The sequence below is a fragment of the Saprospiraceae bacterium genome, from assembly GCA_016715965.1.
In the GTDB taxonomy this organism is placed as follows: domain Bacteria; phylum Bacteroidota; class Bacteroidia; order Chitinophagales; family Saprospiraceae; genus Vicinibacter.
The window spans coordinates 3,527,810-3,550,506 of the sequence record JADJXG010000001.1 but is presented as its reverse complement, the minus strand read 5'-3'; the positions used below and the strand labels follow the sequence as shown (position 1 = coordinate 3,550,506).

The following is a 22,697-nucleotide window of genomic DNA, read 5'->3' as shown; positions in this document are numbered from 1 at the left end:
TTGAGCTTGAATTAATTGACCGTTTGGTGCTGTGTAAAATTTATTCTTCCTCTTCTTTAAAATGATCTTCGACAAGTCCATCAACCTGTCTCCGTTCTTTTTTAGTAGGCCTACCAGATCCTTTGGGTCTTTGAATATAAAAACTAGATGCAAAAGAGTTTATTCCTTTCCATTTATCGAGCGTTTCTTGAGTGGTGAGATTGACATACGCTTTTTCAGCCAAGGCAGCACCTACTCTTTTTTCAAGTAGTTCAACCACTCGATACTCAAACATAAGCCCCTGTTTTCTTATTTGCAAAGTCTGGCCTGAATGGATTTGTGAGGCGGGTTTCAATACTTGATTACCGGACTTAACCCTCCCTTGCTTACAGGCTTCAGTAGCGAGTGTCCTGGATTTATAAAGCCGAACAGACCAAAGCCATTTATCAATTCTCAAGCTTACAAGTTTTATTTATTTACGAGTTGGGGATATTTTGGTGACATTTTTCGCAATTGTTCGCACATAATCTTTGCAACGAAATAATCTCTGTACCATCGATCATCCGCGGGAACGATATGCCATGGTATCGAGCATCCATTTAGGACATCCTCGTAATACTGCATATATTTATCCCACAATTTACTTTCTTCAAAGTCACCAGCATTGTACTTCCATTGTTTTTCAGGTACATCCAATCTTTCTTGCAATTTTTCCAATTGGCGCTTTTGGGAGAGATGTAAATAAAATTTTAAGACGGTCGTGTTTGCATCGTATTGTAATAATTTTTCAAATGCGTTGATGGAGTCTAGTCTTAAAGCAGCTCTTTCATCATCAATCCAGTTGTGCACTCTTTGAATCAGAATATCTTCATAATGAGAACGGATAAATATTTTAATTAATCCTTTGCCAGGTGTCCACTTGTGAACTCTCCATAGAAAATCATGCGCCATTTCTTCCTCTGTTGGCTTTCGAAATGGATGAGCATCGATGACCAAGGGTGGACATCGGGAAAATACATTTTTTGCAACGCCGTCTTTACCACTTGCATCCATCCCCTGGAGCACGACCAAAATACTCTGTTTTTTCTCAGCATACAGTTTTTCTGACCACTCACCAATTTCCTTGACAAGGTCCTCGGTCTTTATTTTGATTTCTTTTTTCTTAGCTTTTTCAGGAGCTTCAGTCGATATTTTATTCAGTATTATTTTTTTCATATTGGCTTAGATTGGATTAAATCATTTTGTTTCTCTTCCCTAAAAAATTTTGCAACAAATAATGGTAACCCTCATTAATATCCGATTCATAATAATCAATTTTATACCGAATACAGATATCTCTCACCTTGCGGTGATACTCTTTGATTTGTTGGACGTATTGATCCCGAATTTGATGAGTTTGAATTCTGATCCGTTCACCGGTTTCCATATCAACAAATTGATATGGTCTGTTTTCGAATTCAAAATTAATTTCAAGCTGCTTGTCGGTTACATGAAATACGATGACCTCATGTTTGTTATATTTTAGGTGTTGAAGTGCATGTACCATTTCATCCAGTTGTTCTGCATCATCAAACATGTCGCTGAATAATATAACAAGGGACCTTTTGTGAATTTGCTCTGCAATCAAATGCAGTGCTTCAGAGGCCTTTCCTTTTTTATTGAGTATATGATTGTTTAAATATTTTTCCATAAAACTCAAGCATAGTTGATAATGCTTCGTACTTGATTTAGCCTCTGTATGGATATCCAAACCTTCACTAAAAATACTCAGACCAAATGCATCCCTTTGGGATTTTAAAATATTCATGATGCATGCAGCTCCCAATGCAGAATATTTTAATTTATTTAAAATTAAACCAGACTTCAGCTTTTCTTCTGGAAAATACATTGAAGAGGACGCATCGATGACCAACTGGCATCTTAGATTGGTCTCTTCTTCAAATTTTTTTGAATACAGTCTGTCTGTTCTACCATAAACCCTCCAATCAATATCCTTTGTACTCTCTCCGGGGTTATAAAGTCTGTGTTCGGCAAATTCTACACTGAATCCATGAAATGGTGATTTATGTTTGCCAATAATAAATCCTTCAACGACCTGTCTTGCCAATAATTCCATATTGTCAAAGGCCTGCACTGGAAATTGATCAAAAAACCCCATACATTAAAATAAGCAAGCCCCTAAGCTGAATAGTTAGAGGCTAAATAAAATATTTTTTAACTTAAATTCAAATTAACTATCTCATTATCATTAAATCAACGCATCCAGTTTGGTCTTAATGGTCGCTTTGGTAGCGGTGCCAACATGCTTATCTACCACCTTTCCATCTTTAATAAACAACAAAGTTGGAATCGAGCGAATTCCATATTGCATGGAGACTTGCGGATTGTTGTCCACATCTAATTTTCCGATTTTGGCTTTTCCTTCATACTCATGTGATAATTCATCAATGATGGGTGCTACCAGTTTGCAAGGTCCACACCACTCAGCCCAAAAATCAACCACTGCTACTCCAGGCTCTGCCAATGCATTTTCTTGAAAATTGTTATCTGTAAATTCAAATGCCATTTTATTAATTTTTCGAGTAAAACAACCCTGTTATCAGAATGTTTAACCCAATAATTTTGCTTTGTCTCAAATTGGAATGAACAAGCTTCTTCAGATAACATATTGGTTTGCCGGCATTTTTATGCTGTTGACATTGATCTATGGGGTTTACCTTGATAGCATACCGCCGGAGCAGGTGGATTCTAATTATACTTTTCTGGTTTTTAAATCCTACCGATTGCTTTGGGATGGAATATTGCTTTATTTGGATTTCCCTTTCATTTATATTTACGGATTTTTGATTTTGGTATGGATATCGCGATTGGTTTATCTGCTTATTATAAGGAATGGAAAATGGAAGCTTGCGCTCCTGGAGCTTCTCATTGGAGTCGGCTTTCAACTGGCATGGTTCTATATGTTTTGGGGTTTTAATTACCTTAGAATTCCTTTAACGGAGAGAATGGGGCTCACTGGAGTCATCACCAAAGAACAAATCATTGAGGAGGCATGTCATCAAACACACAAAATTAACGGGTTAAAAAAGCAGGTGGAGCATCAGATTTTGGATTCTTCAGAAGCTGTAAAATGGCAAAGAGATCTGAGTTCAGAAATGAAGAGCTTATTTGCTGAATTAGGCTTGGGTTCATTTCAAAATTCAAAAGTTCATATAGTTTCCCCGCCTGGAGCACTTTTGGTGTTTGGAGCATCAGGATTTTATTGGCCTTTGTCGGGTCAAGGACAAGTGGATCGAGGTTTGGCAAATGTTCAGTTGCCTTTTACCTTTGCCCATGAACTATGCCACGCAATGGGTTGGACTGATGAAGGTGAATGTAACTTTCTGGCATACCTCGGCATGATCAGAAGTTCTTCTATTTGGATTGAGTATTGTGGGCAACTTTCCTATTGGCGCTATCTAATGGCTGAGCTGAAACCATTGGCACCTGATGTCTATGATTCGTTGTATTCTGAATTGAGCCCAGCAGTCATAGAAGACCTGGTTGAGATAAGCAATGCGATAAGTCGTTTTCCTGAATGGTTTCCAATTTTACGTGAAAAATTCTATGATTGGTATTTAAAAACCAACCGAATAGAAAAGGGAATTCAAAGTTATTCCGGCCTTGTCCAATGGGTCATTTTGTACAAAGCTAAATATGGCTTGATTTGAATTGTTTAGAAAGTTCCCCCAAAGGCTTAAATAGAAAGAGATTTCATTAAAGGCATGGAAAGCCATTGATTAAATTTTCGTTTTGATAAATTTCGTAGGTTCCAAACAGAAGATTAGTTTCTTCAAGCAATGTGGCTATCCGGTGTTCAGCAGGGTGGAATACAAATTTAAATTTGGATTAAAATTGGAAAAGCTTAGATCAAATTTGAAACAAGTTAGATTTACAAATAAAAATGCCCGTCCTCATCAGAACAGGCAATTTTATTCTTTTTCTTAATGATCATTCTAATTGGAAACAACAGTTCCGGTTTCCGACAAAATCTGTCTGGCCATATTTAGAATTGTTTCATCATTGATTTGAACAATTCCACCATTGGGACCAGCCTGAAGGTGGTTACCAGAGTTTTCCAGATGATTTGCGCCAAAATAATTTCTGACGGTCTGTTCATCCACTTTTAGTTCATCGGCAATTTTTTTAATACTACCTGAAGGCAAACGATGTTTGATATCCCTTAGTTCCTCTAAAGTAATGTACATATTTATTGAGTTTGATAAGTGAACAATGAATTGACACAGTAAGTTACGCACTTTCCTAAAAATCAATTCATTTTTTGCTTAAAATTTTTTTAAAAAGTCACTGCCAATTTTTTCAAAAAACGTATTTTTTTGAATGTCAGGAAGATAGAAATTAGACACAGGATTTGCGTAAATATCAAATTAAAGGATGGTTTCCACATGCTTGTATTCCAAATTAAAAGCATTGGCCACCCCTTCGTAAACCACCTTGCCATGCACTACATTGAGTCCCATCATTAAGGATTTGTTTTGTTGGCAGGCTTGCTTCCAACCTTTATCAGCGAGTTGAATCGCATAAGGTAAGGTGGCATTGGTCAGGGCTACTGTGGAGGTATAGGGGACCGCCCCCGGCATGTTTGCCACACAATAATGTACAACATCATCAATAATGTAAATTGGATCGTCATGCGTAGTAGGTCTTGAAGTTTCAATACAACCGCCTTGGTCTATGGCGACATCGACCAATACCGTGCCAGGATGCATGGTCGGTAACATGTCTCTGGTCACCAAGCTTGGGGCTTTAGCTCCAGGAATTAATACAGCTCCAATAATTAAATCATGAGATTGTACCAATTCCCTGATGGTGAGTTCATTTGAAAACATGGTGTTAACGTTGGCCGGCATTACATCCGCAAGATAACGCAATCTAGGTAGACTAATGTCCATCAAAGTCACCTGTGAGCCCATTCCGGCAGCCATTTTTGCCGCTTGAGTACCCACAATTCCGCCACCAAGGATTAATACTTTGGCTGGAGGAACACCGGGTACGCCGCCAAGTAGAATCCCCTTGCCTTTTTGTGGTTTTTCAAGATATTTTGCGCCTTCCTGAATCGCCATTCTTCCGGCAACTTCAGACATAGGAATTAGCAATGGCAAACTCCGGTCTGGGAGTTCCACAGTTTCATAAGCAAGGCATATTGCTCCACTTTCGATCATAGCATTGGTAAGTGGTTCGTAGGAAGCAAAATGAAAATAGGTAAACAAGAGCTGGTTCTCCTTGATGAGTTTATATTCGCTGGCAATGGGTTCCTTCACCTTGATGATCATTTCAGCAATCTGATAGACTTCCTCAATGGTTGAAAGGATTTTAGCTCCGGCACTCATATAATTTTGATCAGAAAAACCACTGCCAATCCCAGCTCCTGATTGGACATAAACAGTGTGACCTCGTTTGCTAAGCTCAAGAGCTCCTGCAGGATTGAGTGCTACTCGGTTTTCGTTGGATTTGATTTCTTTCGGGACTCCTATGATCATATACCTGACTTTAATTAAGTTTCGGCGAAAATACGATGATTGCCCAAATGAGAAAGGGATCTGCCAAAAAAAAGAATGCCCGCATACGTTATACGGGCAAATCTTCATTTAATAACCAAAACTCAAAACTCGATTAAGTTAATTCAAATATCGTGCCAAACCTTCCATGGCGAATGTGAAAACAAAAGAATTTATCATATAAAAACAAAGCCCATGACTTTTCATGGGCTTTGTTGATTTTTACATTTAATAACCAAAACTTACACGATGTAAAGGTAATATACATTATTAATATATTTAATGTGTATGTTGATTATTTTAGCCATATCGACGAATTTTTATTTTGAAATACATATCAAATTGAAAATTAATTAGATAAAAACTTCTTCAGGAATTTCCTTTTGACCCATGGTTTTAAACAATTTGAAAATTGCTTGCCTTCCGGAGGGTCCAATATCCATGCTATAAGAGTTGACATAAAGCGAGATATGCTCCCGGATGACCTTATCAAGCATTTCAGATGCGTGACTTTTGATCAACATATCAATGGCTTTGCTGGAAACATTTGCCATCTGGATAGATTGAATGATTTGTTCTTTAATCGTATGCTTGATATTGATTGGTAGGTCTTTTCTAACCATGATAAGTCCTAGAGGAATGGGTAGATTGGTCTTTTCAACCCAATTTTTACCCAAATCTTTGATGCACACCAGACATTTTTCTCTATAAGTAAATCTACTCTCATGAATGATCACGCCAAGCGTTTTATTATTTTGCAAAACCTGTTGTTCTACTTCTGAAAATATACGATACTTTTTGTACTTGGCATTGGGGTAACTAAAGTCAAAAAGAAATCTTGCGGTTGTATTTTCACCAGGTAATATAATCTCGCAATCATTGATTTCTTCTTCTGAGAGAAACTTCTTTCCTATAAGGAGAGGTCCGCAATCTAAGCCCAATGCTCCACCACAATTTAATATTTGATAATGGTCCAAAAGCTTTGCTGCATGAGCTGCACTTACTTTGATTACATCTTTTGAACCCTTGAGCGCTTCCTTGTTTAACTCTTGGATATCTAGAAATTGAGTCTCAGGAGGGTCCAATTTCAATTGGAAATCAGGGTGGCGAATTCCTAAAATCCAATGGCCAAAGATAAAGGTATCATTTGGGCAAGGTGAAATCGCTAAAGTCAGCTTAATTTTGTGGTTCGGCATGTATCCAAAAATAATTTACGAAGATAACCACATTATTGTTTTGGAGAAGTATCCGGGACTTTTGTCACAAGGTGACAGCTCTGGTCATCCCAATCTGGTGGACATTGTTAAAGCCTATCTTAAGGAAAAATACAACAAACCTGGGGATGTTTATTTAGGGCTTTTGCAAAGATACGATAGACCAGTGGGTGGAATAATGGTGATGGCAAAAACCACCAAAGCATTTATGCGCTTACACGATCAAATTAAAGAACGTAAAGTTGACAAATATTATCTTGCCATTACCAAGTTCAAACCACCCAAAAATTCAGAGGAGCTTGGTCATTATTTAATCAAAGACGAAAAAGTCAATAAAACTACTGTTCACGAACAATTTATTGAAGGATCAAAAGACGCCAAACTGCAATATGAGTTAATAGGTGAAAAGGATGAAAAATACTTGCTGCGTATAAAATTGATCACAGGTAGATCTCATCAAATCAGAGCACAATTGGCTTATATTGGTTGTCCGCTACTCGGTGATGTAAAATATGGTAACACTTTACCAAAACCAGCTTATGATTTGTGTTTGTACGCTTATAAAATTGCGTTTGTACACCCGGTTCTTAAAGAGCGCATGGAATTTACCCATTTTCCCAAATTGGTCGGATACTGGGATGGAATGGATCAATTTTTTAATCAGATCACATAAATAATGCTAATTTTGCGGTTGGTGAGGGTTCACGACCAGCTCCTTCTAATCCCCCAGGGTAGAAATACAGCAAGGGCGTGAAGTTGAGCGGTGCGATGGACTCTTACCTTTTTTAGTTCTCAAACCAAGCTTCATGAAATTTTTTATTGACACCGCTAATTTGGACAATATCATTGAAGCCAAAGAATTGGGAATATTGGATGGCGTAACCACCAATCCCAGTTTGATGGCAAAGGAAGGAATTTCTGGAAAACAGAATATCTATACCCATTATAAGAAGATCTGTGATTTGGTAGAAGGAGATGTGAGTGCTGAAGTTATTTCAACTGATTTTGAAGGTATGGTCAGAGAGGGTAGGGAGTTGGCTGATATTGCAGCTAATATTGTTGTCAAAGTACCCATGATCAAGGCGGGTGTCAAAGCCATCGTTGAGTTTAGCAAATTGAATATAAAAACAAACTGCACATTGGTTTTTAGTGCCGGGCAGGCCATTCTCGCGGCCAAGGCAGGTGCAACTTATCTTTCTCCTTTTATTGGTCGAATCGATGATACCAATTGGGATGGATTACAACTCATTTCAGAAATTTATGAAGTGTATTCTGTTCAGGGTTATGAAACTCAAATTTTAGCTGCCTCCATCAGAAACTCTCGACAAATTGTAGAATCTGCAAAAGCCGGGGCAGATATTGTTACCTGTCCTTTAAGCGCAATTTTGGGTTTGCTTAAACATCCTTTGACTGACATCGGCTTACAGATCTTTTTAGATGATCACAAAAGGGTAGGGGCAAAATTAGGAGGGTAATCTTCTGATCGTTTTTGGTTTGATTCTTTCCATTTTGTGAAAATTACCTTCGGAATGACATTGATAAATCCATGGTAATTTTTATTTCTCAGCCAAATTTTACATAGTCGATAACTTCTAGTCCATAGGCTTCTACCGCAATATTTTTTCTAGGGTTGTTGGAAAGAATTCTCATTTTTTTTACACCAAGGTCTTTTAATATTTGACTCCCAATTCCTATTTCTCTTTGATCTTGTTCTGGATGAGGGCTTGGTTTGGGTGTGTCCGGTATGATTCGCCGCAATGGAAATTTTTCCTTTCCTTCATTGGATAACATCAATATTACTCCACAATCCTGATTTTGTATGTAGTTAAGTGCTTTCGACAAAATGGCCTTTTCCTGAAAAACCATGAGGTCAATTATTTCTGTAAAACCTTCGCAATATTGGGCCCGGATTGGGATTATTTTCTCGTGATTGATTTCCCCTTTGACCAATGCAATGTGTTTGTCATTGCTATTGAACTGTTTGTACTGAATAATTTCAAAGGTTTGACCATTGATTTCCATTTTTGATCTTCCTTCACATTGGATGAGCCTTTCACTGCGCAATCTGTATTCAATAAGGTCGCTGATAGAAATGATTTTAAGGTCTAGCTCTTTGGATTTTTCGATCAGCTCTGGCAACCGCGCCATGGATCCATCTTCATTTAAAATTTCCACCAATACCGAGACTGGACTTAACCCTGCAAGTTTTGCAAGGTCAACTGCAGCTTCTGTGTGCCCTGTCCTTTGTAAAACTCCTCCGGATTTGGCCCGTAAGGGAAATATATGACCGGGCCGGGCAAAATCTGATGTTACAAAATCCTCATTTGCCAAAGCTCGGAGAGTTTTAGCCCGATCATGCGCTGATATACCTGTAGAGCAACCATGTCCAATGAGGTCAACAGATACCGTAAAAGCAGTTTCATGAAGTGAGGTGTTTGATCGCACCATCAAAGGTAAATTCAACTTTTCAGCCCTTTCTTCGGTCATTGGCGCACAGATTAATCCTCTTCCTACCTTTGCCATGAAATTGACCATTTCAGGGGTTATGTTTTCCGCCGCACAAATAAAATCTCCTTCATTTTCACGGTCTTCATCATCTACCACGATCAGGAGCTTTCCATTTCTAAAATCAGCAATTGCTTCTTCAATATTGTGAAAATGTATCATGTGATATGATTTCTTTTTGGCGGCTCCCAAACACTGTGCTTGATCCCCTTTAAATACCTAAATAACCCTAAGAGCAATGCAAGGTTCATGGAAATAAAATATCGGATCCCTCTTAATATCATGACATGAATGCCGATCCGACTCAAAATCCAATCGATGGCAGGGATGGCAAAAAACAAAATATTGACAGTAATAAAAACAGGAATATAATAATTACCAAAGCCAATGGCTAAACACCCTGATGTCAGGTACATGAGAAGCAAAAACAGAGGTCCAAGCCACCGAAACACTTTGTGTGAAATAAAAGCATAGGCCCTGCTAATAGGAGCAGTATATAAAAAATGTTTGAACACAGCAAGGCTTTGAAAATTGCCGGATGATATGCGTAATTTCCGCTTAAATTCTTCTTTCATTTGACTTGGAATTCCTTCATAACATATTGCCTCGGTATCATTTATACAACTTGCACCTTGTTCCAATACCATCATGCTCAAATAGAAATCATCGGTGATTAGGTAGGTGGGTATTTTTGACACCAAAGTGGAGCGCACGGCAAAGCAACCTCCAAATGCGCCCATCATCACACCCCATAGTTTACCTTCCCAATTTTTTACCAATGTTTCTAGGTTTATATATCTAATTTCTGCCGGAGCAATCCCAGTGACAACCTGATTGAATGGGATAATTCGTGAGTCCACCAATCCAATATTGGAATCAATAAAATGTCGCACCATATTTCTGATCGCTTTTGTATCAAGAATTACATTTGCGTCTGTAAAAATTAGGATGTGGTTTTCGTTCTGAGCATGAACTTGGAATGAGTTTTCCACCAAATCATTTACTACTGAAGCCTTTCCTCTTCTTTGATCAAATCTGGCAAAATGAATATTTGAATTTTCCTTGGCCAATTGTAACATCAGAAAGTCCGAGCGATCTGTCGAACAATCCGAACCTAAATACACATTTAACTTGTTTTTCGGGTAATCACTTTCAAGAATTGAAATCACTTTTTGTTGTATAACAGATTCCTCATTAAAAACAGCTGTGATGGTAGAGACAAAAGGTAACTCAAATTCATCGAGTTCTTTGACCTGCGTGTTGAAATTTCTTAGCCAAAGAAAGAGTTTTAAACTGAAAGGATAAATGACATAACTGTGTAACAGCAATAAAAGACTTCCATAAAAAAGGAATTGAAGGACAATCACAATGGGTTATGCATGAGGTGCTTCAGTCAATGCTTTTTGATATGCCTTCATCAACTGGTCTGCGAGTAAGTCCTGGTCAAAATTCATTTGAATAAATTGGCTTGCTGAAGCAGATATTTCTGGCAATCGTCCTTTGTTTTCATGTATATATTCCAAAGCCTTTAAGTATTGTTCCGGTTGATCAGCGATAAATACTTGCTTTTGGTGTTGAGCCAAAATTCCTTCAAGACCAATTGAACTTGAAATTACTATCCTACCCATAGACATGGCTTCAAGTATTTTAATGCGCAGTCCTGAACCCGCCCTCAATGGTACCACAAACAATGGAAACTGTTTAATAAATTCGGAAGAACTTTCAACTTCACCGTGATAATAAACTCTTGGCGGTGTGTTGTTGATCAATCGTTGTGGAGCATTTCGACCAGCAAAATGGAATTCGGCATGTGGAAATTTCTTAAGAATTTTAGGCCAAACTTCTTCTAAAAACCATTCGAGTCCTTGTAAATTGGGCAACCAATCCAAAGATCCGATAAATGACATTCGATACGGATTTTCAAATACCTTGGCTTCAATATTATGTTGACCTACTTTGTAACCAACTGGTGAAGAGAGGCATCCATTCTTGTAACCCATAGCTTTAAATATTTCAAGATCCCGATTGGTTATTGCTACAAGCAGGTCATATTGATTGAGTTTTTCAATTTCGAATTTTTTCAATTTATCTGATAAATACTGAAGGTATACCTTTTTAGGAAAGAATCGAATGTTTTCACTTATTCTTTCCCAAATTTCATGCTCAATATTATGTGCTCTCATTACAATCGGCGCATTTGTCACGGACTTTATGGCATCAATGTAGGGGGCAAGATAAAGTGTTTCCAACTGCACAATATCATACTCATTGTTTTGCAATAGAAATTTGAGTTTCTTTTCAAACTCCTCGGATACAAAACGTGAGATGTGATAGGAGTTGCGACTGAATAAATTCTTAAAAGCGCCCCACAAATAAATCTTATTGTCCACCATGACATCATCAATGGTTTTGAAGTGCTTTAACTCAGTGGGAACAGATTCTGTGTGTCTAAACGGATGCCTGGTAGTGTTCATTGCCAACAGGCTCACTTCACATCCTTTCGAAGCCAAGGCCTGGCTCATTTGAAGAATGGCGATTGATTCCCCATCTTTGGGCGGGTAGGGAAATTTTTTACATACGAATAAAATCTTCATATTTGGCTTCTACGGTCACCCCCGTTGGTTTTGGTTTCGTTTGATGACAGAATAACGAGAGAATAACCGGTTTAAAGTATATAAGGACTATATTATTTTACACATAAGAGGGCAAAATTAGATCTTTGTCCCTTAATTTGCAAGACTTGGCTTAAGTAAATTATCAGAGCCTTTCTTTGAGAATAATTTCAAATGCTTGATTAACAATGATATACTGTAAAAACTTGGTAAAGTCCTACGGTACAGTTAAAGTGCTTAAAGGAACATGTTTAGAAGTTCCTACAGGCCAAATGGCTAGCATTATGGGTGCATCAGGAGCTGGAAAAAGCACTTTGCTTCATGTGATCGGAACCCTTGATACCCCTGATTCAGGTCAAATTATACTAGATAATTCCGATGTTACCAAATTGGACAGCAAAAGATTAAGTCATTTCAGAAACCAAAATATTGGATTTATATTTCAGTTTCATCATCTCTTGCCGGAGTTATCTGCTTTAGAAAACGCAGCATTACCGGCATACATTGCGGGTGGTAAAGTGTCAAAGATCAATCAAAGAGCCTCAGAATTATTGGATTACCTTGGTTTGAAAGATCGAATGTCTCATAAGCCGGGCCAAATGTCTGGTGGCGAACAACAAAGAGTTGCCCTTGCCAGAGCTTTAATTAACCATCCAAAAATTTTGTTAGCCGACGAACCAACAGGAAATCTTGATCAGCAAAATGCCACGGATGTTCTACACTTACTTCTCCAACTGAAGAAAGAAATGAGTATGACCCTTCTGCTGGTTACACACGATCCGAATATAGCCAACAAAACAGAAATTACCTATCTAATGAAAGATGGCATCATAGCAGGACATGAGAGCAATGTTTGATTAAATTGCCTTCTTAAAATTCACCCTTTAAGTCTATCGTGAATCTAATTATCGACTGTCCTTTTCTTTTTGACCATTGAATTCATCCAGTCGAAGTATTCTTTATTTACATTTGCTTTGAAGCTCAATATGCACGGAGTGTTATAATCATGCAATTCTAAGATCAAATGAGTTAGTTTTTTCTTTTGAGAAGCGAGGGTTTTAAGTATTAATAAAATTTCTTCGTCTTGATGCAAATTTTCCTGCCAGAGGTAAATACTCCGAATCGGAGAAATATTACAACATGCAGCAATCCCTGAGTTTACAGCAGTCTCACCAATTAGCTGGGCATTTATTGCATTCCCACATGGCACATGGAAATACCAGATTTCAAACGATTGCTTACTCCTCATAATTCTGATTATTTTGCAATTGAAACAACTGCTTGTACAATTTATAAGTATTCAGCTGACTTCGCACTTTTCGACCTTTGGAGTCCTGAATGTACTGATTGATTTTTCTATGATTTAAACTTCTGGCCTTAGAGTTGTCACTAAATTGAATGGAAAGAACTTTTAAAATTTCATTTTTTAATTCATTTTCGTAGATAGGGAAGGCAGTTTCAATTCTAAAATGAAGATTTCTGACCATAAAATCTGCGGATGATAAATACACTTTCCTTTCTCCTCCGTGGTGGAAATAATATACCCTGGCATGTTCAAGAAATCGGTCAATAATACTAATTCCTTGAATGTTATCACTTATATTCCGTTTGCCAGGAATCAGACAACAAATACTCCGAATGATCAACTTTATTTTAGTTCCAGCCTGAGAAGCTTCATACAGGAGCTGAATAATTTCGCTGTCTTGCAGATTGTTCATTTTTAAAATAATCTCAGATTTTCTTCCTGCAAGTGCTTCATTTTTTTCAAACAATATAAGTGATCTAATATCGTCGTTGAGGTTAAACTGTCCAACCAAAAGATGTTTGAAGGAAGTACTTGGGAGCTTGACATTTTCTAAGAAACCGAACAATCGATTTACTTCACTGGTTAGACGGTTATCTGTGGTAAAAAACCCATAATCGCAATACATTCTTGCAGTCCCTTCGTGAAAGTTTCCTGTACTAAGATAGAGGAAATGTTGTGTTTCTTGGTCTTTTTTTCGTGTAATGATAGCTGTTTTAGAATGCACTTTCAGACCCGGAAAGCTATACCGTACTTTGATGCCTGCTTTTTGCATTTTCTCACCCCATACCAGATTGGCTGCTTCATCAAATCTTGCTTTTACCTCAATAAATACAAATACGTTTTTGCCGTTTTCAGCAGCATACATCAATGCATCCATTATTCTGCTGTTTTTGTCCACCCTGTATTGAGTGATTTTGATGTGCGTTATAAATGGATCTCTTGCAGCTTCTTCAAAAAATCGAATGACCGGTTCATAGTCATGGTAAGGGAAGTATAACAGGTGATCTCTTTTTGAAATGGCACTAAAGATATCAGATGCGTGATCGATTGGAGGATAACCAAGTGGTTTTATAGGTGGATTGAGTAAATGAAGTTTTTTGAAATTTGGAAAATGGAAAAAATCAAAATTATTGTGGTATCTTCCTTCCGGGGTCAAATCTGTTTTCTTGATGTCCAATAAACCAAGGAAATAATGTAACATTTCTTTTGGCATTGCGTCATCATAAACCAATCTGGCTGCAGGCCCGATGTTTCGTTTAATTAATCCTTTCTTTATTTTTTCCAGTAGATCACCGGAATATTCATCTTCAATGTACAATTCGGCGTCTCTGGTAAGTTTGATGGAATAGGAATGCTGAATGTCAAAACCCGGGAATAGCCATTTTAGTGAGAATCTGACCACTTCATCCAATAAGGTGACTTCATGTGCTCCGGTTTGTGAAGGCAATACAACGAATCTGTTTAAATGATCTGAAGGTACTTTTACAATAGCGTACTGAGGTTCAAAACTTGGATCTTCTTTACTGCGCATGATGACAGCCAGATACAATTCAGAATTATTCAAGAATGGTTTTACCTTGTTTTTTATGAGTAAAACGGGTTGGACAAATGGCAAAAGGTTTTCGTTAAAATAGTTCTCTATAAATTGTTCTTGTTGATCATTTAATTCTCTGTGTGATCTAAGGTAAATATTTTCTTTGGCCAGGCCCGGTATAATTTGGTCATAAAATATTTGATTAAACTCATCCAATTGCTCATTGGTAATCTTGTAAAGTTCCTTTAACATCAGGGCTGGATTGTAATCCAAAACACTTTTGGTTTTCTTACCCAGTTTCATGATGTTTCGGTGATGTGCAACCCGGATCCGGAAAAATTCTCCCAGGTTAGAAGAATAAATGGCCAAAAATCTCAATCGTTCCAGGAGCGGAACGCTTGGGTCTTTGGCTTCCTGTAACACGCGATAATTAAAGTCCAACCAACTAAGGTCCCTGTCTATCAGATGATTATTCGCGAATGGTTGAATTAAGCTCATAGTTGATTGCCAAGGATTTTCCGTAAAGTAACAGCAATACCCACTTTTTGGATGGTCAAAAATTTATATTTTATCATAATGATTTAACCCATGCCACTTGATAAAACAAAAATAGGAGTCTTTATGGATCAGAATGTACTTTGTGGGATTATTGAATGGTTAAATCTGGCAAGCCTCTTCCCGGATCTTTATCACAATTTGGATTATTCTTATACTTTTGAACCAAATTTCATCGTTTCAATGTCTTTCAATCGTCCTTTGATTATTGCAAATTGGAAAATGAACGTTTTGCCGTCAGAAGCAAAGCAGCTGGTTGACGACATCTTGTCCGGTACATTGAATTTGTACAAATTTGCCGTAGCGCCACCTTTCACCCATTTGGCCTTTTTGGACACTTTGAATCAGCAAATGGTATACCTGGCAGCTCAGGATTGCCATGAGGAGTTATTTGGAGCTTTTACCTCAGAAATATCAGTGCCCATGTTGGCAGACCTGGGTGTAAAATTTATTATTGTAGGCCACAGTGAAAAAAGGAATTCTAATCCATTGGAAAACAATCGAATAAACACAAAGCTTCAAACAATTTTGAGCCACGGTTTATTCCCGGTGTACTGTTGTGGTGAGCCATTCAAAATGAGGGAAGCGGGCGAACACCTGGATTTTATCAAGAGCCAACTGGATAAAGATTTATTAGATTTGAAAGAATTTTCGCCCCAAAATCTCACCATTGCTTATGAGCCGATTTGGGCCATAGGTACCGGGATAACTGCTTCAGCGCAACAGATCAGTGAAATGCACCATTTTATCCATTCTTGGTTGAAAATGAATTTTGGAAAAGACATTGCTGAGCAGATAAACATCTTGTATGGAGGAAGTGTAAAAGCAATAAATGCCAAGGAAATAGCCATGATACCATTCGTTCATGGTGCTTTGGTGGGTGGGGCAAGCCTGAATGCCCATGAGTTTTCTCAAATCATTAAAGGATTTTATAGCATCAGCCAAAGTAATCCATTGGATGCGTAATTTGTTGATATGTAATTAAATAGGTAAATGTTTGGGCTAATTTAATGCCCAAAGTAAGGGTGTTACAAATATTTCAACAACAAGTTCTCAACTTTCTCGTTTTGAAGTATTAAATTTGCGGCCCGCATGAGAATAGGAATATTTCTTTTGGCCCTTGTTTTATTTCAATTGGTTTCTTGTAAGTCTGCCTATGAAAAGGTTAGAACAAGTGGAGATCCGGTATTGATCCATAAAACAGCCAATAATTTATTTCAGAAAAAGGATTATCAAAAAGCCCTGCCTTTGTATGAGTCAATCATTTCAAATTACAGGGGGCAGAAAGAGGCTGAGGAGATCTTTTACCGCTATGCACAATGTCAATTTTATTTATCGGATTATGAGGCTGCCAGTTTGTATTTTAAAAATTTTGCAAGCACTTTTGTTTTAAGTTCATTAAAAGAGGAAGCAGAGTTTATGTCTGTTTATTCTTTGTACAAGCAATCCCCTGTTTATCGACTTGATCAGACACCTACTGAGAAAGCCATTGAAGGATTTCAGAGTTTTGTTAATCAGTATCCTGAATCTTCAAGGGTCGAGGAATGCAATAAGCTCATTGATGAGTTAAGGGCAAAGCTTGAGAAAAAAACCTTTGAACAGGCTTTACTTTATTTCGATCTTAAATCTTACCAGGCTTGCTTGACAACTTTGGAAAATTTGCTCATTGATTTTCCGGATACGAAAAATGAAAGAGAAGTGCGATGGCTTGCAATTAGGGCTTCTTCCGTTTGGGCCGACAATAGCATATTTGAAAAACAAAAAGAAAGGTATTTGCAAACCATTGACAAATGCAATCTTTTCTTAAAAAAGTTTCCTTCAGGTAAAATGGCGGCAGAAGTCAAAGAAATAAGAAATATGGTTATTAAAAAATCAAAAAATAAATTATACGATGGATATTAAATCAAAAGTTCAGGGAATCAGTCCAAATGTTCAGGCAAGGGATATTAAGGGCCTGGTCACAGAAAGTCAAAATATTTATGAGACAATCAATGTGATTTCACAAAGGGCGAATCAGTTGGCAGCAGATATTAAATCTGAATTGTTGGAAAAACTGGAAGATTTTGCAAGTCATTCGGACACCATTGAGGAAGTCCATGAAAACAAGGAACAAATTGAAATTTCCAAATTTTATGAAAAGCTACCCAATCCGGTTTTGATCGCCATTGAAGAATATATTGCCGGAGACATCCATTACGAATTTAAAAAACAGGATGGGCAGGAAGGAGAATCTTGATAATTTCCAGAGATAAATGAGATAGATCCATGTCGGCTTTATCCCAAAAAAAAATTGTCCTTGGGATTTGCGGTAGCATTGCTGCCTACAAGTCCCTTTTAATTTTGAGACAGTTGGTTAAATCTGGAGCTGAAGTCGAAGTAATAATGACTGAAGCTGCTGCAGATTTCGTAGGGCCATTGAGCTATTCAACCTTGTCTGGAAAACCAGTATTAACACATATACACTCTGAGTCAGATTGGAACAATCACGTCCACCTGGGTTTATGGGCTGATTTACTAATTGTTGCTCCTGCAACTGCTCAAACCATCGCAAAGTTTGCAAATGGGATGGTAGACAATTTGTTGACTGCTGTTTTTTTATCGGCCAGATGCCCTGTCATGATAGCCCCTGCCATGGATGTTGACATGTGGTATCATGCTGCCACACAGAGAAATATAAAATTTCTGGAATCAATAGGAGTCAGGATAATTCCTGTCGAAGAAGGACTTTTGGCCAGTGGTTTATCTGGGGCAGGGCGATTGGCAGAACCTGAAAATATTTTAAATTTGGTGCATTCTTTTTTCCAGGTTCAGCAATCCATGAATGGAAGAAAGGTTTTGATTACTGCTGGTCCCACCCAGGAGCCTATCGATCCGGTCAGATTTATTAGCAACTATTCATCCGGAAAAATGGGAGTCAGAATTGCGGAAATATGTCTCGAGAGAGGGGCTGAAGTGCATCTGATTCTTGGTCCTAGCAATGAAAACATTCCGGTGCATAAGCATCTAAATTTGATGAGAGTTAAAACTGCTGAAGAAATGTTCGATGCAGTCAAGTCAATGTACATGGATATGACAGATTTTATTTTGGCAGCCGCAGTAGCTGATTATAGACCATTGGATAGTTCTGCTCAAAAAATTAAGAAAACAGACGAACTTCTTCAGTTGACCCTAACAAAAACACCTGATATAGCAATGTTTGTGGGAGCGCACAAAAGTCCCAACCAGAAATTGGTGGGATTTGCCCTTGAGACCAATGATTTTTTGGCCAATGCCAGGGCAAAATTACACAAGAAAAATATGGACATGATCGTTCTTAATTCGACAGGCGAGCAAGGTGTTGGCTTTGGATATGATACCAATAGAATTGAGATTTTGGATCAAAAGGGAGGCCACGTGATTTTTGATAAAAAATCGAAAAAAGAAGTTGCAGCCGATATTGTAAATGCTTTATTACTTTTGTGACTTATGACTCTAAGCAATTATTTTATTCTATTGTTCTGCATTTTTGTTTTTCAAAGAAACGATCTGGTTTCGCAGGAACTCAACATCGGAGTAAAAGTGATCGGTAACGCTGCAAATTTGACAGATCGCAAGACCTTTGAACAATTAGAAAATATGGTGAAAGAGTTTTTAAACGATCAAAGGTGGACCAACGATAAATATGAGCCACACGAACGAATAAGAGCCAATTTACAAATTTCCATTAAACAAGACAAAGGAAACAATGAACTTGTTTGTGATTTGACCATCCAATCTTTCAGACCGGTTTTTAAATCAAGCTATGAGACAATGTTGGTCCAATTTACCGAAAAGGATGTCCCTATACTTTTTGATCCATTTAGACCTATGGAGAACAATAGGGAAGTGTTTACGGATAATTTGTCCGCTGTGATGACATTCTATGCCTACATGATACTTGCATTGGATTACGATAGTTATAGTTTAGAAGGTGGCGAGCCCTATCTGAACATCCTTCAGAACATGCTAATCAATCTTCCATCCAACGCCAAAAGTTACGATCCGAGTTGGACTTCAAACACTGGTAAAAAAAACAGTAGATTTTTTTTATTTGAGAATCTTAATAATCCTAGAATGAAACCCTTTAGAAGGGCATTTTATGAGTACCACCGATTGGGGCTTGATCAGTCATCCGTAGACATGAACTTGGTAAGAAGGGACTTAGTAAGTGCGCTCAAAGCGATTGCTCAAACAGATCAAACTTATCCCAATACATTTCTGATGCAATCCTTTATTAATGCCAAACGACCTGAAATTATTGAAATATTTAAACAAGGTACAGGTATTGAGAAACAAGAGGTACATAACGCTATGACCAGTATTGACCCTTCAAATGCTTCATCTTACGATCAAATAAAATCCTAATTTTCGACCTATAATATTCCCGTATGAAAAAGAAAAAAATTGCCGTATTTGCCTCAGGAACAGGATCTAATGCGGAACAGTTAATTAAACATTTTAAATCACACCCTCATATTCAAATCGGATTAATTATTTCCAGCTCTTCCAAAGCTCCTGTGGTCAAATTGGCAGAAGAACATGGCATTCCTTTCTCTGTCGTAAATAAATCATTGTTGAGCAATAATTCTTATATGAACTCTCTGCTCAATTTATACGACATCGAGTATATTGTTTTGGCAGGATTTATCATGTTGATTCCTCCTTTCTTGGTAAAACAGTTTGATCGGAGAATGATTAACATTCATCCGGCTCTTCTCCCAAAATATGGTGGAAGGGGTATGTATGGTCTGGCAGTACATCAAGCTGTAATATCTGCAGGTGATCAATTGTCCGGAATCACCATTCATTATGTCAATGAAATGTACGACCAGGGAAAGGTCATTTTTCAGACGACCTGCAAAGTCGATCGCAGGGATAATGCTGAAAAGTTGGCTAAAAAAGTTCAGGAGCTTGAACATAAATATCTCCCCGAATGGACAGAAAAATTGGTAATGGAGATGAGGTATTTTTAGGGATCAATAGGGGTCAACATCGATGATAAACCGTATGTAATTACCTTCTTCTCTTTTTAATTCATGGATTAAATTCTTCAGGAGACTTTTTACTTCTTTTAGCTTCTCTTGATTTCGTTCAATTTTAATAAATATTTCTCTCGCATAGGCTCCTTTTACCTTTGAAATGGTAGGTTCTGCAGGGCCTAATATGCGATTCCCCAATTTATTTCTTAGCCTCCTTGCCAAGGTTTCACTCACATTTTCTGTGATTTGCAACTTGACATGTTTCACTACGATTCTGATAAGTTTGACAAATGGCGGGTAATGGAAATATGCTCTTTCCTTCATTTCCCGTTCCGACATTCCTGTAAATTCTTGTTCCATTACGTCTTTTAATATTGGGTGATCAGTGCGATATGCCTGAATAAGTACTTTCCCCTTCAAGTTCCTTCGGCCAGATCGTCCGCTGACTTGTGTCATCAATTGAAAGGCCCTCTCATGAGCTCTGAAATCAGGAAAATGCAAAATCTGATCAGCCTGCACTATGACGACCAAACCTACATGGTCGAAATCCAATCCCTTCGCTATCATTTGAGTTCCTACAAGAATATCAATTTCTTTGTTTTGGAAGTCTTCCATAATTTGAATTTGTCTTGATCTGGTTCTTGCAGATTCCTGGTCAAAACGGGCAATAATTTTATCTGGAAAAATTTCTCTGAGTTCCTCTTCAATTTTTTCGGTACCAAAACCCATCAGTTTTAAATTTTCCTTTCCGCATTCCGGACAATGACTGGGAAGACTTTGCGTCAATCCACATAAATGACATTTAAGCAATTGCTGGTACTTATGAAAAGTCAAATTAAGATCGCATTGTTGACATGTTGATTCCCATTGACATGAACTGCATTGCAATAGCGGGCTGTATCCCCTTCTATTTCTAAAGACGAGGATTTGTTGACCACCTTCCAATTGCTTTGTCATTTCTGAAATTAGTTCTTCTGAAAAATTACCCCTTAGCTGAGCCTTTTTACGGGCTTCTTTTAACGAAATAATTTTGATTTCCGGCAATTGACCTTCTCCAAAACGCTCATCAAGTCTAACCATTCCAATTCTGTCCTGTAAGCTCAATTGATAACTTTCAAGGGATGGTGTAGCTGATCCAAGTATCAAATGGGCTGCATAGTATTGGGTAAGCATCATAGCTGAATCTCTTGCGTTGTATCTTGGGGATGGCTCATTTTGTTTGTAAGATGGATCGTGCTCTTCATCAACAATGACAAGGCCAAGATTGGAGAAAGGTAAAAACAAAGCGGAGCGGGCACCAATAATTAAGGGATGACCTTCGAGACATTGGTTCCAGACGGACAAGCGATCTCTGTTGCTTAGTCCTGAATGGTATTCTAGGGTTTGCTCTGGATAATATTGTTTTACTCTGTTTACCAGTTGTGAAGTAAGCGCAATCTCAGGGACCATATACAATATTTGCTTTCCTTCAGCGATGTAGTCCTTTATGATGTCTAGATACACTTGAGTTTTTCCGCTACCGGTTACTCCTTTTAGCAATGCGATGCCTTTTGAACGCAAAACATCCAGAAGTTCTTCCTTGGCCTTTTTTTGAGGTGTGGATAATTCCAATTTAAGGCCCACTGGTTTAATATCTGGTATTTTGTACTTATCCATGAATACTTCGATGAAAATTCCCTTCTTCACCAAAGCTTTGGTGATTGTGCCATCACTGCCGGATAGTTTGCTGATTTCATTGGATTTAATCCATCCATAATCTTTTTTTTCTGCCAAATAACAGAGCAGAAAACGGGTCTGATATTCACTTTTCTGCACAGAGACCAATGCTTCATTCAAACTATTTTGGTCCTTGGTATATTTATCGGCCAGCTTGATCCATCTGAGTTTAACTGGATCCTCCTGGTTGTCCAGTTGTTCTTTGATGATTATGTATCCTTTTTGATTTAAATCTTTGATGAGTTTTAGAATTCTTTTTTTCTGCAGAATAATGTAAATGTCAGACAAATTGAGTTCGTGTCTTAAATCAAGTGCTTCCAATACTAAAAACTCCTCGGGACTTAAATTTAATAGGGTATAATCTATATCAGCAGCTTTTAAAATTCGAGTTTCACTTGCCAGTCTAAAGGCATTTGGCAATGCTGCTGACATTACTTCTCCAAGGCTGCAGACATAATATTCACTGATCCAATCCCATAATCGAAGTTGCTCATTGCTGACTATGGGCTTTTGATCCAGGATATCCAAAATTTGCTTTGCGTCGGGGTAATATTCATTCTCTTCAATTTTCTGCACCAAACCTGCGTAATGCCTTTTCTTGCCGAATTCAACCTCCACTCGGATACCAGGCACAACTCTTTCATTAAACTCTTCTGGAATTCGATAGGTAAAGCTACCATCTATTGATATTGGAATGATAACCCGGGCAAATCTCATTTCT

General features: G+C 37.8%; 23 protein-coding genes. 10 read left to right on the top strand and 13 right to left on the bottom strand.

Annotated elements, in window-relative coordinates; all coding sequences use genetic code 11:
- Positions 1 to 40: 40 nt before the first annotated feature.
- The 4 genes from IPM48_13780 to trxA all read right to left on the bottom strand — a co-directional run bounded on the left by IPM48_13780 (position 41) and on the right by trxA (position 2,545).
- Entirely contained in the window at positions 41 to 451 is a 411-nt protein-coding gene (locus tag IPM48_13780) for an RNA-binding S4 domain-containing protein (GenBank protein MBK9272653.1), read from the bottom strand.
- Positions 448 to 1,194, bottom strand: a complete 747-nt coding sequence (locus IPM48_13775) for a polyphosphate kinase (protein ID MBK9272652.1) — start codon at positions 1,192 to 1,194, stop codon at positions 448 to 450. Before IPM48_13775 ends, IPM48_13780 begins: the two co-directional genes overlap by 4 nt.
- Positions 1,195 to 1,210: 16 nt before the next feature.
- Positions 1,211 to 2,137 carry a DUF58 domain-containing protein gene (locus IPM48_13770; protein MBK9272651.1) on the bottom strand — a complete coding sequence of 309 codons (927 nt, stop codon included), beginning with the start codon at positions 2,135 to 2,137 and terminating at the stop codon, positions 1,211 to 1,213.
- Positions 2,138 to 2,227: 90 nt separating this feature from the next.
- Positions 2,228 to 2,545 carry a thioredoxin gene (trxA, locus tag IPM48_13765; protein ID MBK9272650.1) on the bottom strand — a complete coding sequence of 106 codons (318 nt, stop codon included), beginning with the start codon at positions 2,543 to 2,545 and terminating at the stop codon, positions 2,228 to 2,230.
- Between the two features lie 76 nt (positions 2,546 to 2,621).
- Here trxA and IPM48_13760 point away from each other — a divergent pair, with 76 nt between their 5' ends.
- On the top strand, positions 2,622 to 3,689 hold the full coding sequence (locus tag IPM48_13760; protein ID MBK9272649.1) for a DUF3810 family protein: 1,068 nt from the start codon (positions 2,622 to 2,624) through the stop codon (positions 3,687 to 3,689).
- A gap of 285 nt (positions 3,690 to 3,974) precedes the next feature.
- Here the strand turns inward: IPM48_13760 and IPM48_13755 are convergent, their stop codons facing one another.
- The 3 genes from IPM48_13755 to IPM48_13745 all read right to left on the bottom strand — a co-directional run bounded on the left by IPM48_13755 (position 3,975) and on the right by IPM48_13745 (position 6,733).
- On the bottom strand, positions 3,975 to 4,226 hold the full coding sequence (locus tag IPM48_13755; protein ID MBK9272648.1) for a DNA-binding protein: 252 nt from the start codon (positions 4,224 to 4,226) through the stop codon (positions 3,975 to 3,977).
- A gap of 180 nt (positions 4,227 to 4,406) precedes the next feature.
- Positions 4,407 to 5,519, bottom strand: coding sequence for an alanine dehydrogenase (gene ald / locus IPM48_13750; GenBank protein MBK9272647.1), 1,113 nt, complete (start codon positions 5,517 to 5,519; stop codon positions 4,407 to 4,409).
- A gap of 371 nt (positions 5,520 to 5,890) precedes the next feature.
- On the bottom strand, positions 5,891 to 6,733 hold the full coding sequence (locus tag IPM48_13745; protein ID MBK9272646.1) for a 1,4-dihydroxy-6-naphthoate synthase: 843 nt from the start codon (positions 6,731 to 6,733) through the stop codon (positions 5,891 to 5,893).
- Here IPM48_13745 and IPM48_13740 point away from each other — a divergent pair.
- Positions 6,732 to 7,424, top strand: coding sequence for an RluA family pseudouridine synthase (locus tag IPM48_13740; protein ID MBK9272645.1), 693 nt, complete (start codon positions 6,732 to 6,734; stop codon positions 7,422 to 7,424). The genes IPM48_13745 and IPM48_13740 overlap by 2 nt on opposite strands.
- Positions 7,425 to 7,557: 133 nt before the next feature.
- A complete protein-coding gene (fsa, locus tag IPM48_13735) occupies positions 7,558 to 8,226 on the top strand; it encodes a fructose-6-phosphate aldolase (protein MBK9272644.1) in 669 nt (222 codons plus the stop codon).
- 88 nt (positions 8,227 to 8,314) lie between these two features.
- Here the strand turns inward: fsa and ribB are convergent, their stop codons facing one another.
- From ribB to IPM48_13720, 3 genes are read right to left on the bottom strand one after another with little or no spacing between them, the layout of a single operon-like run.
- Positions 8,315 to 9,418: a 3,4-dihydroxy-2-butanone-4-phosphate synthase gene (ribB, locus tag IPM48_13730; GenBank protein MBK9272643.1), complete on the bottom strand. Its 1,104-nt coding sequence runs from the start codon at positions 9,416 to 9,418 to the stop codon at positions 8,315 to 8,317.
- Complete coding sequence (locus IPM48_13725) at positions 9,415 to 10,584, bottom strand: glycosyltransferase (protein ID MBK9272642.1); 1,170 nt, start codon at positions 10,582 to 10,584, stop codon at positions 9,415 to 9,417. Before IPM48_13725 ends, ribB begins: the two co-directional genes overlap by 4 nt.
- A 45-nt stretch (positions 10,585 to 10,629) precedes the next feature.
- Positions 10,630 to 11,850, bottom strand: a complete 1,221-nt coding sequence (locus IPM48_13720) for a glycosyltransferase family 4 protein (GenBank protein ID MBK9272641.1) — start codon at positions 11,848 to 11,850, stop codon at positions 10,630 to 10,632.
- Between the two features lie 206 nt (positions 11,851 to 12,056).
- Between IPM48_13720 and IPM48_13715 the strand changes: the two genes are divergently transcribed.
- Positions 12,057 to 12,725, top strand: a complete 669-nt coding sequence (locus IPM48_13715) for an ABC transporter ATP-binding protein (protein ID MBK9272640.1) — start codon at positions 12,057 to 12,059, stop codon at positions 12,723 to 12,725.
- Between the two features lie 44 nt (positions 12,726 to 12,769).
- Here IPM48_13715 and IPM48_13710 read toward each other — a convergent pair whose 3' ends face one another.
- Both IPM48_13710 and ppk1 read right to left on the bottom strand, forming a co-directional pair.
- Positions 12,770 to 13,117, bottom strand: coding sequence for a divalent-cation tolerance protein CutA (locus IPM48_13710; GenBank protein MBK9272639.1), 348 nt, complete (start codon positions 13,115 to 13,117; stop codon positions 12,770 to 12,772).
- Positions 13,107 to 15,206, bottom strand: a complete 2,100-nt coding sequence (ppk1, locus tag IPM48_13705) for a polyphosphate kinase 1 (GenBank protein ID MBK9272638.1) — start codon at positions 15,204 to 15,206, stop codon at positions 13,107 to 13,109. Before ppk1 ends, IPM48_13710 begins: the two co-directional genes overlap by 11 nt.
- A gap of 123 nt (positions 15,207 to 15,329) precedes the next feature.
- On the opposite strand from ppk1, the gene IPM48_13700 reads away from it, so the two are divergent.
- The 6 genes from IPM48_13700 to IPM48_13675 all read left to right on the top strand — a co-directional run bounded on the left by IPM48_13700 (position 15,330) and on the right by IPM48_13675 (position 20,254).
- Positions 15,330 to 16,229, top strand: a complete 900-nt coding sequence (locus IPM48_13700; protein ID MBK9272637.1) for a triose-phosphate isomerase — start codon at positions 15,330 to 15,332, stop codon at positions 16,227 to 16,229.
- Between the two features lie 126 nt (positions 16,230 to 16,355).
- Positions 16,356 to 17,165, top strand: coding sequence for an outer membrane protein assembly factor BamD (bamD, locus tag IPM48_13695; GenBank protein ID MBK9272636.1), 810 nt, complete (start codon positions 16,356 to 16,358; stop codon positions 17,163 to 17,165).
- Positions 17,155 to 17,499: a DNA-directed RNA polymerase subunit omega gene (locus IPM48_13690; GenBank protein MBK9272635.1), complete on the top strand. Its 345-nt coding sequence runs from the start codon at positions 17,155 to 17,157 to the stop codon at positions 17,497 to 17,499. The genes bamD and IPM48_13690 overlap by 11 nt, the downstream gene beginning before the upstream one ends.
- Positions 17,500 to 17,528: 29 nt before the next feature.
- Positions 17,529 to 18,725 (top strand): bifunctional phosphopantothenoylcysteine decarboxylase/phosphopantothenate--cysteine ligase CoaBC, encoded by a 1,197-nt coding sequence (coaBC, locus tag IPM48_13685; GenBank protein ID MBK9272634.1) that lies wholly within the window; start codon positions 17,529 to 17,531, stop codon positions 18,723 to 18,725.
- Positions 18,726 to 18,728: 3 nt separating this feature from the next.
- Entirely contained in the window at positions 18,729 to 19,646 is a 918-nt protein-coding gene (locus IPM48_13680; protein ID MBK9272633.1) for a DUF4835 family protein, read from the top strand.
- A 23-nt stretch (positions 19,647 to 19,669) separates the two neighbouring features.
- On the top strand, positions 19,670 to 20,254 hold the full coding sequence (locus IPM48_13675) for a phosphoribosylglycinamide formyltransferase (GenBank protein ID MBK9272632.1): 585 nt from the start codon (positions 19,670 to 19,672) through the stop codon (positions 20,252 to 20,254).
- 3 nt (positions 20,255 to 20,257) lie between these two features.
- Here IPM48_13675 and priA read toward each other — a convergent pair whose 3' ends face one another.
- Positions 20,258 to 22,693 carry a primosomal protein N' gene (gene priA, locus IPM48_13670; protein MBK9272631.1) on the bottom strand — a complete coding sequence of 812 codons (2,436 nt, stop codon included), beginning with the start codon at positions 22,691 to 22,693 and terminating at the stop codon, positions 20,258 to 20,260.
- Positions 22,694 to 22,697: the final 4 nt, after the last annotated feature.

What these genes read in the sequence shown, in the direction of transcription:
- IPM48_13775 (MBK9272652.1), bottom strand. Translation starts at nt 1,194, where the DNA reads ATGAAAAAAATAATACTGAATAAAATATCGACTGAAGCTCCTGAAAAA.
- IPM48_13770 (MBK9272651.1), bottom strand. Translation starts at nt 2,137, where the DNA reads ATGGGGTTTTTTGATCAATTTCCAGTGCAGGCCTTTGACAATATGGAA.
- trxA (MBK9272650.1), bottom strand. Translation starts at nt 2,545, where the DNA reads ATGGCATTTGAATTTACAGATAACAATTTTCAAGAAAATGCATTGGCA.
- IPM48_13760 (MBK9272649.1), top strand. Translation starts at nt 2,622, where the DNA reads ATGAACAAGCTTCTTCAGATAACATATTGGTTTGCCGGCATTTTTATG.
- IPM48_13755 (MBK9272648.1), bottom strand. Translation starts at nt 4,226, where the DNA reads ATGTACATTACTTTAGAGGAACTAAGGGATATCAAACATCGTTTGCCT.
- ald (MBK9272647.1), bottom strand. Translation starts at nt 5,519, where the DNA reads ATGATCATAGGAGTCCCGAAAGAAATCAAATCCAACGAAAACCGAGTA.
- IPM48_13740 (MBK9272645.1), top strand. Translation starts at nt 6,732, where the DNA reads ATGTATCCAAAAATAATTTACGAAGATAACCACATTATTGTTTTGGAG.
- IPM48_13745 (MBK9272646.1), bottom strand. Translation starts at nt 6,733, where the DNA reads ATGCCGAACCACAAAATTAAGCTGACTTTAGCGATTTCACCTTGCCCA.
- fsa (MBK9272644.1), top strand. Translation starts at nt 7,558, where the DNA reads ATGAAATTTTTTATTGACACCGCTAATTTGGACAATATCATTGAAGCC.
- ribB (MBK9272643.1), bottom strand. Translation starts at nt 9,418, where the DNA reads ATGATACATTTTCACAATATTGAAGAAGCAATTGCTGATTTTAGAAAT.
- IPM48_13720 (MBK9272641.1), bottom strand. Translation starts at nt 11,850, where the DNA reads ATGAAGATTTTATTCGTATGTAAAAAATTTCCCTACCCGCCCAAAGAT.
- IPM48_13715 (MBK9272640.1), top strand. Translation starts at nt 12,057, where the DNA reads ATGATATACTGTAAAAACTTGGTAAAGTCCTACGGTACAGTTAAAGTG.
- IPM48_13710 (MBK9272639.1), bottom strand. Translation starts at nt 13,117, where the DNA reads ATGAGGAGTAAGCAATCGTTTGAAATCTGGTATTTCCATGTGCCATGT.
- ppk1 (MBK9272638.1), bottom strand. Translation starts at nt 15,206, where the DNA reads ATGAGCTTAATTCAACCATTCGCGAATAATCATCTGATAGACAGGGAC.
- IPM48_13700 (MBK9272637.1), top strand. Translation starts at nt 15,330, where the DNA reads ATGGATCAGAATGTACTTTGTGGGATTATTGAATGGTTAAATCTGGCA.
- bamD (MBK9272636.1), top strand. Translation starts at nt 16,356, where the DNA reads ATGAGAATAGGAATATTTCTTTTGGCCCTTGTTTTATTTCAATTGGTT.
- IPM48_13690 (MBK9272635.1), top strand. Translation starts at nt 17,155, where the DNA reads ATGGATATTAAATCAAAAGTTCAGGGAATCAGTCCAAATGTTCAGGCA.
- coaBC (MBK9272634.1), top strand. Translation starts at nt 17,529, where the DNA reads ATGTCGGCTTTATCCCAAAAAAAAATTGTCCTTGGGATTTGCGGTAGC.
- IPM48_13680 (MBK9272633.1), top strand. Translation starts at nt 18,729, where the DNA reads ATGACTCTAAGCAATTATTTTATTCTATTGTTCTGCATTTTTGTTTTT.
- IPM48_13675 (MBK9272632.1), top strand. Translation starts at nt 19,670, where the DNA reads ATGAAAAAGAAAAAAATTGCCGTATTTGCCTCAGGAACAGGATCTAAT.
- priA (MBK9272631.1), bottom strand. Translation starts at nt 22,693, where the DNA reads ATGAGATTTGCCCGGGTTATCATTCCAATATCAATAGATGGTAGCTTT.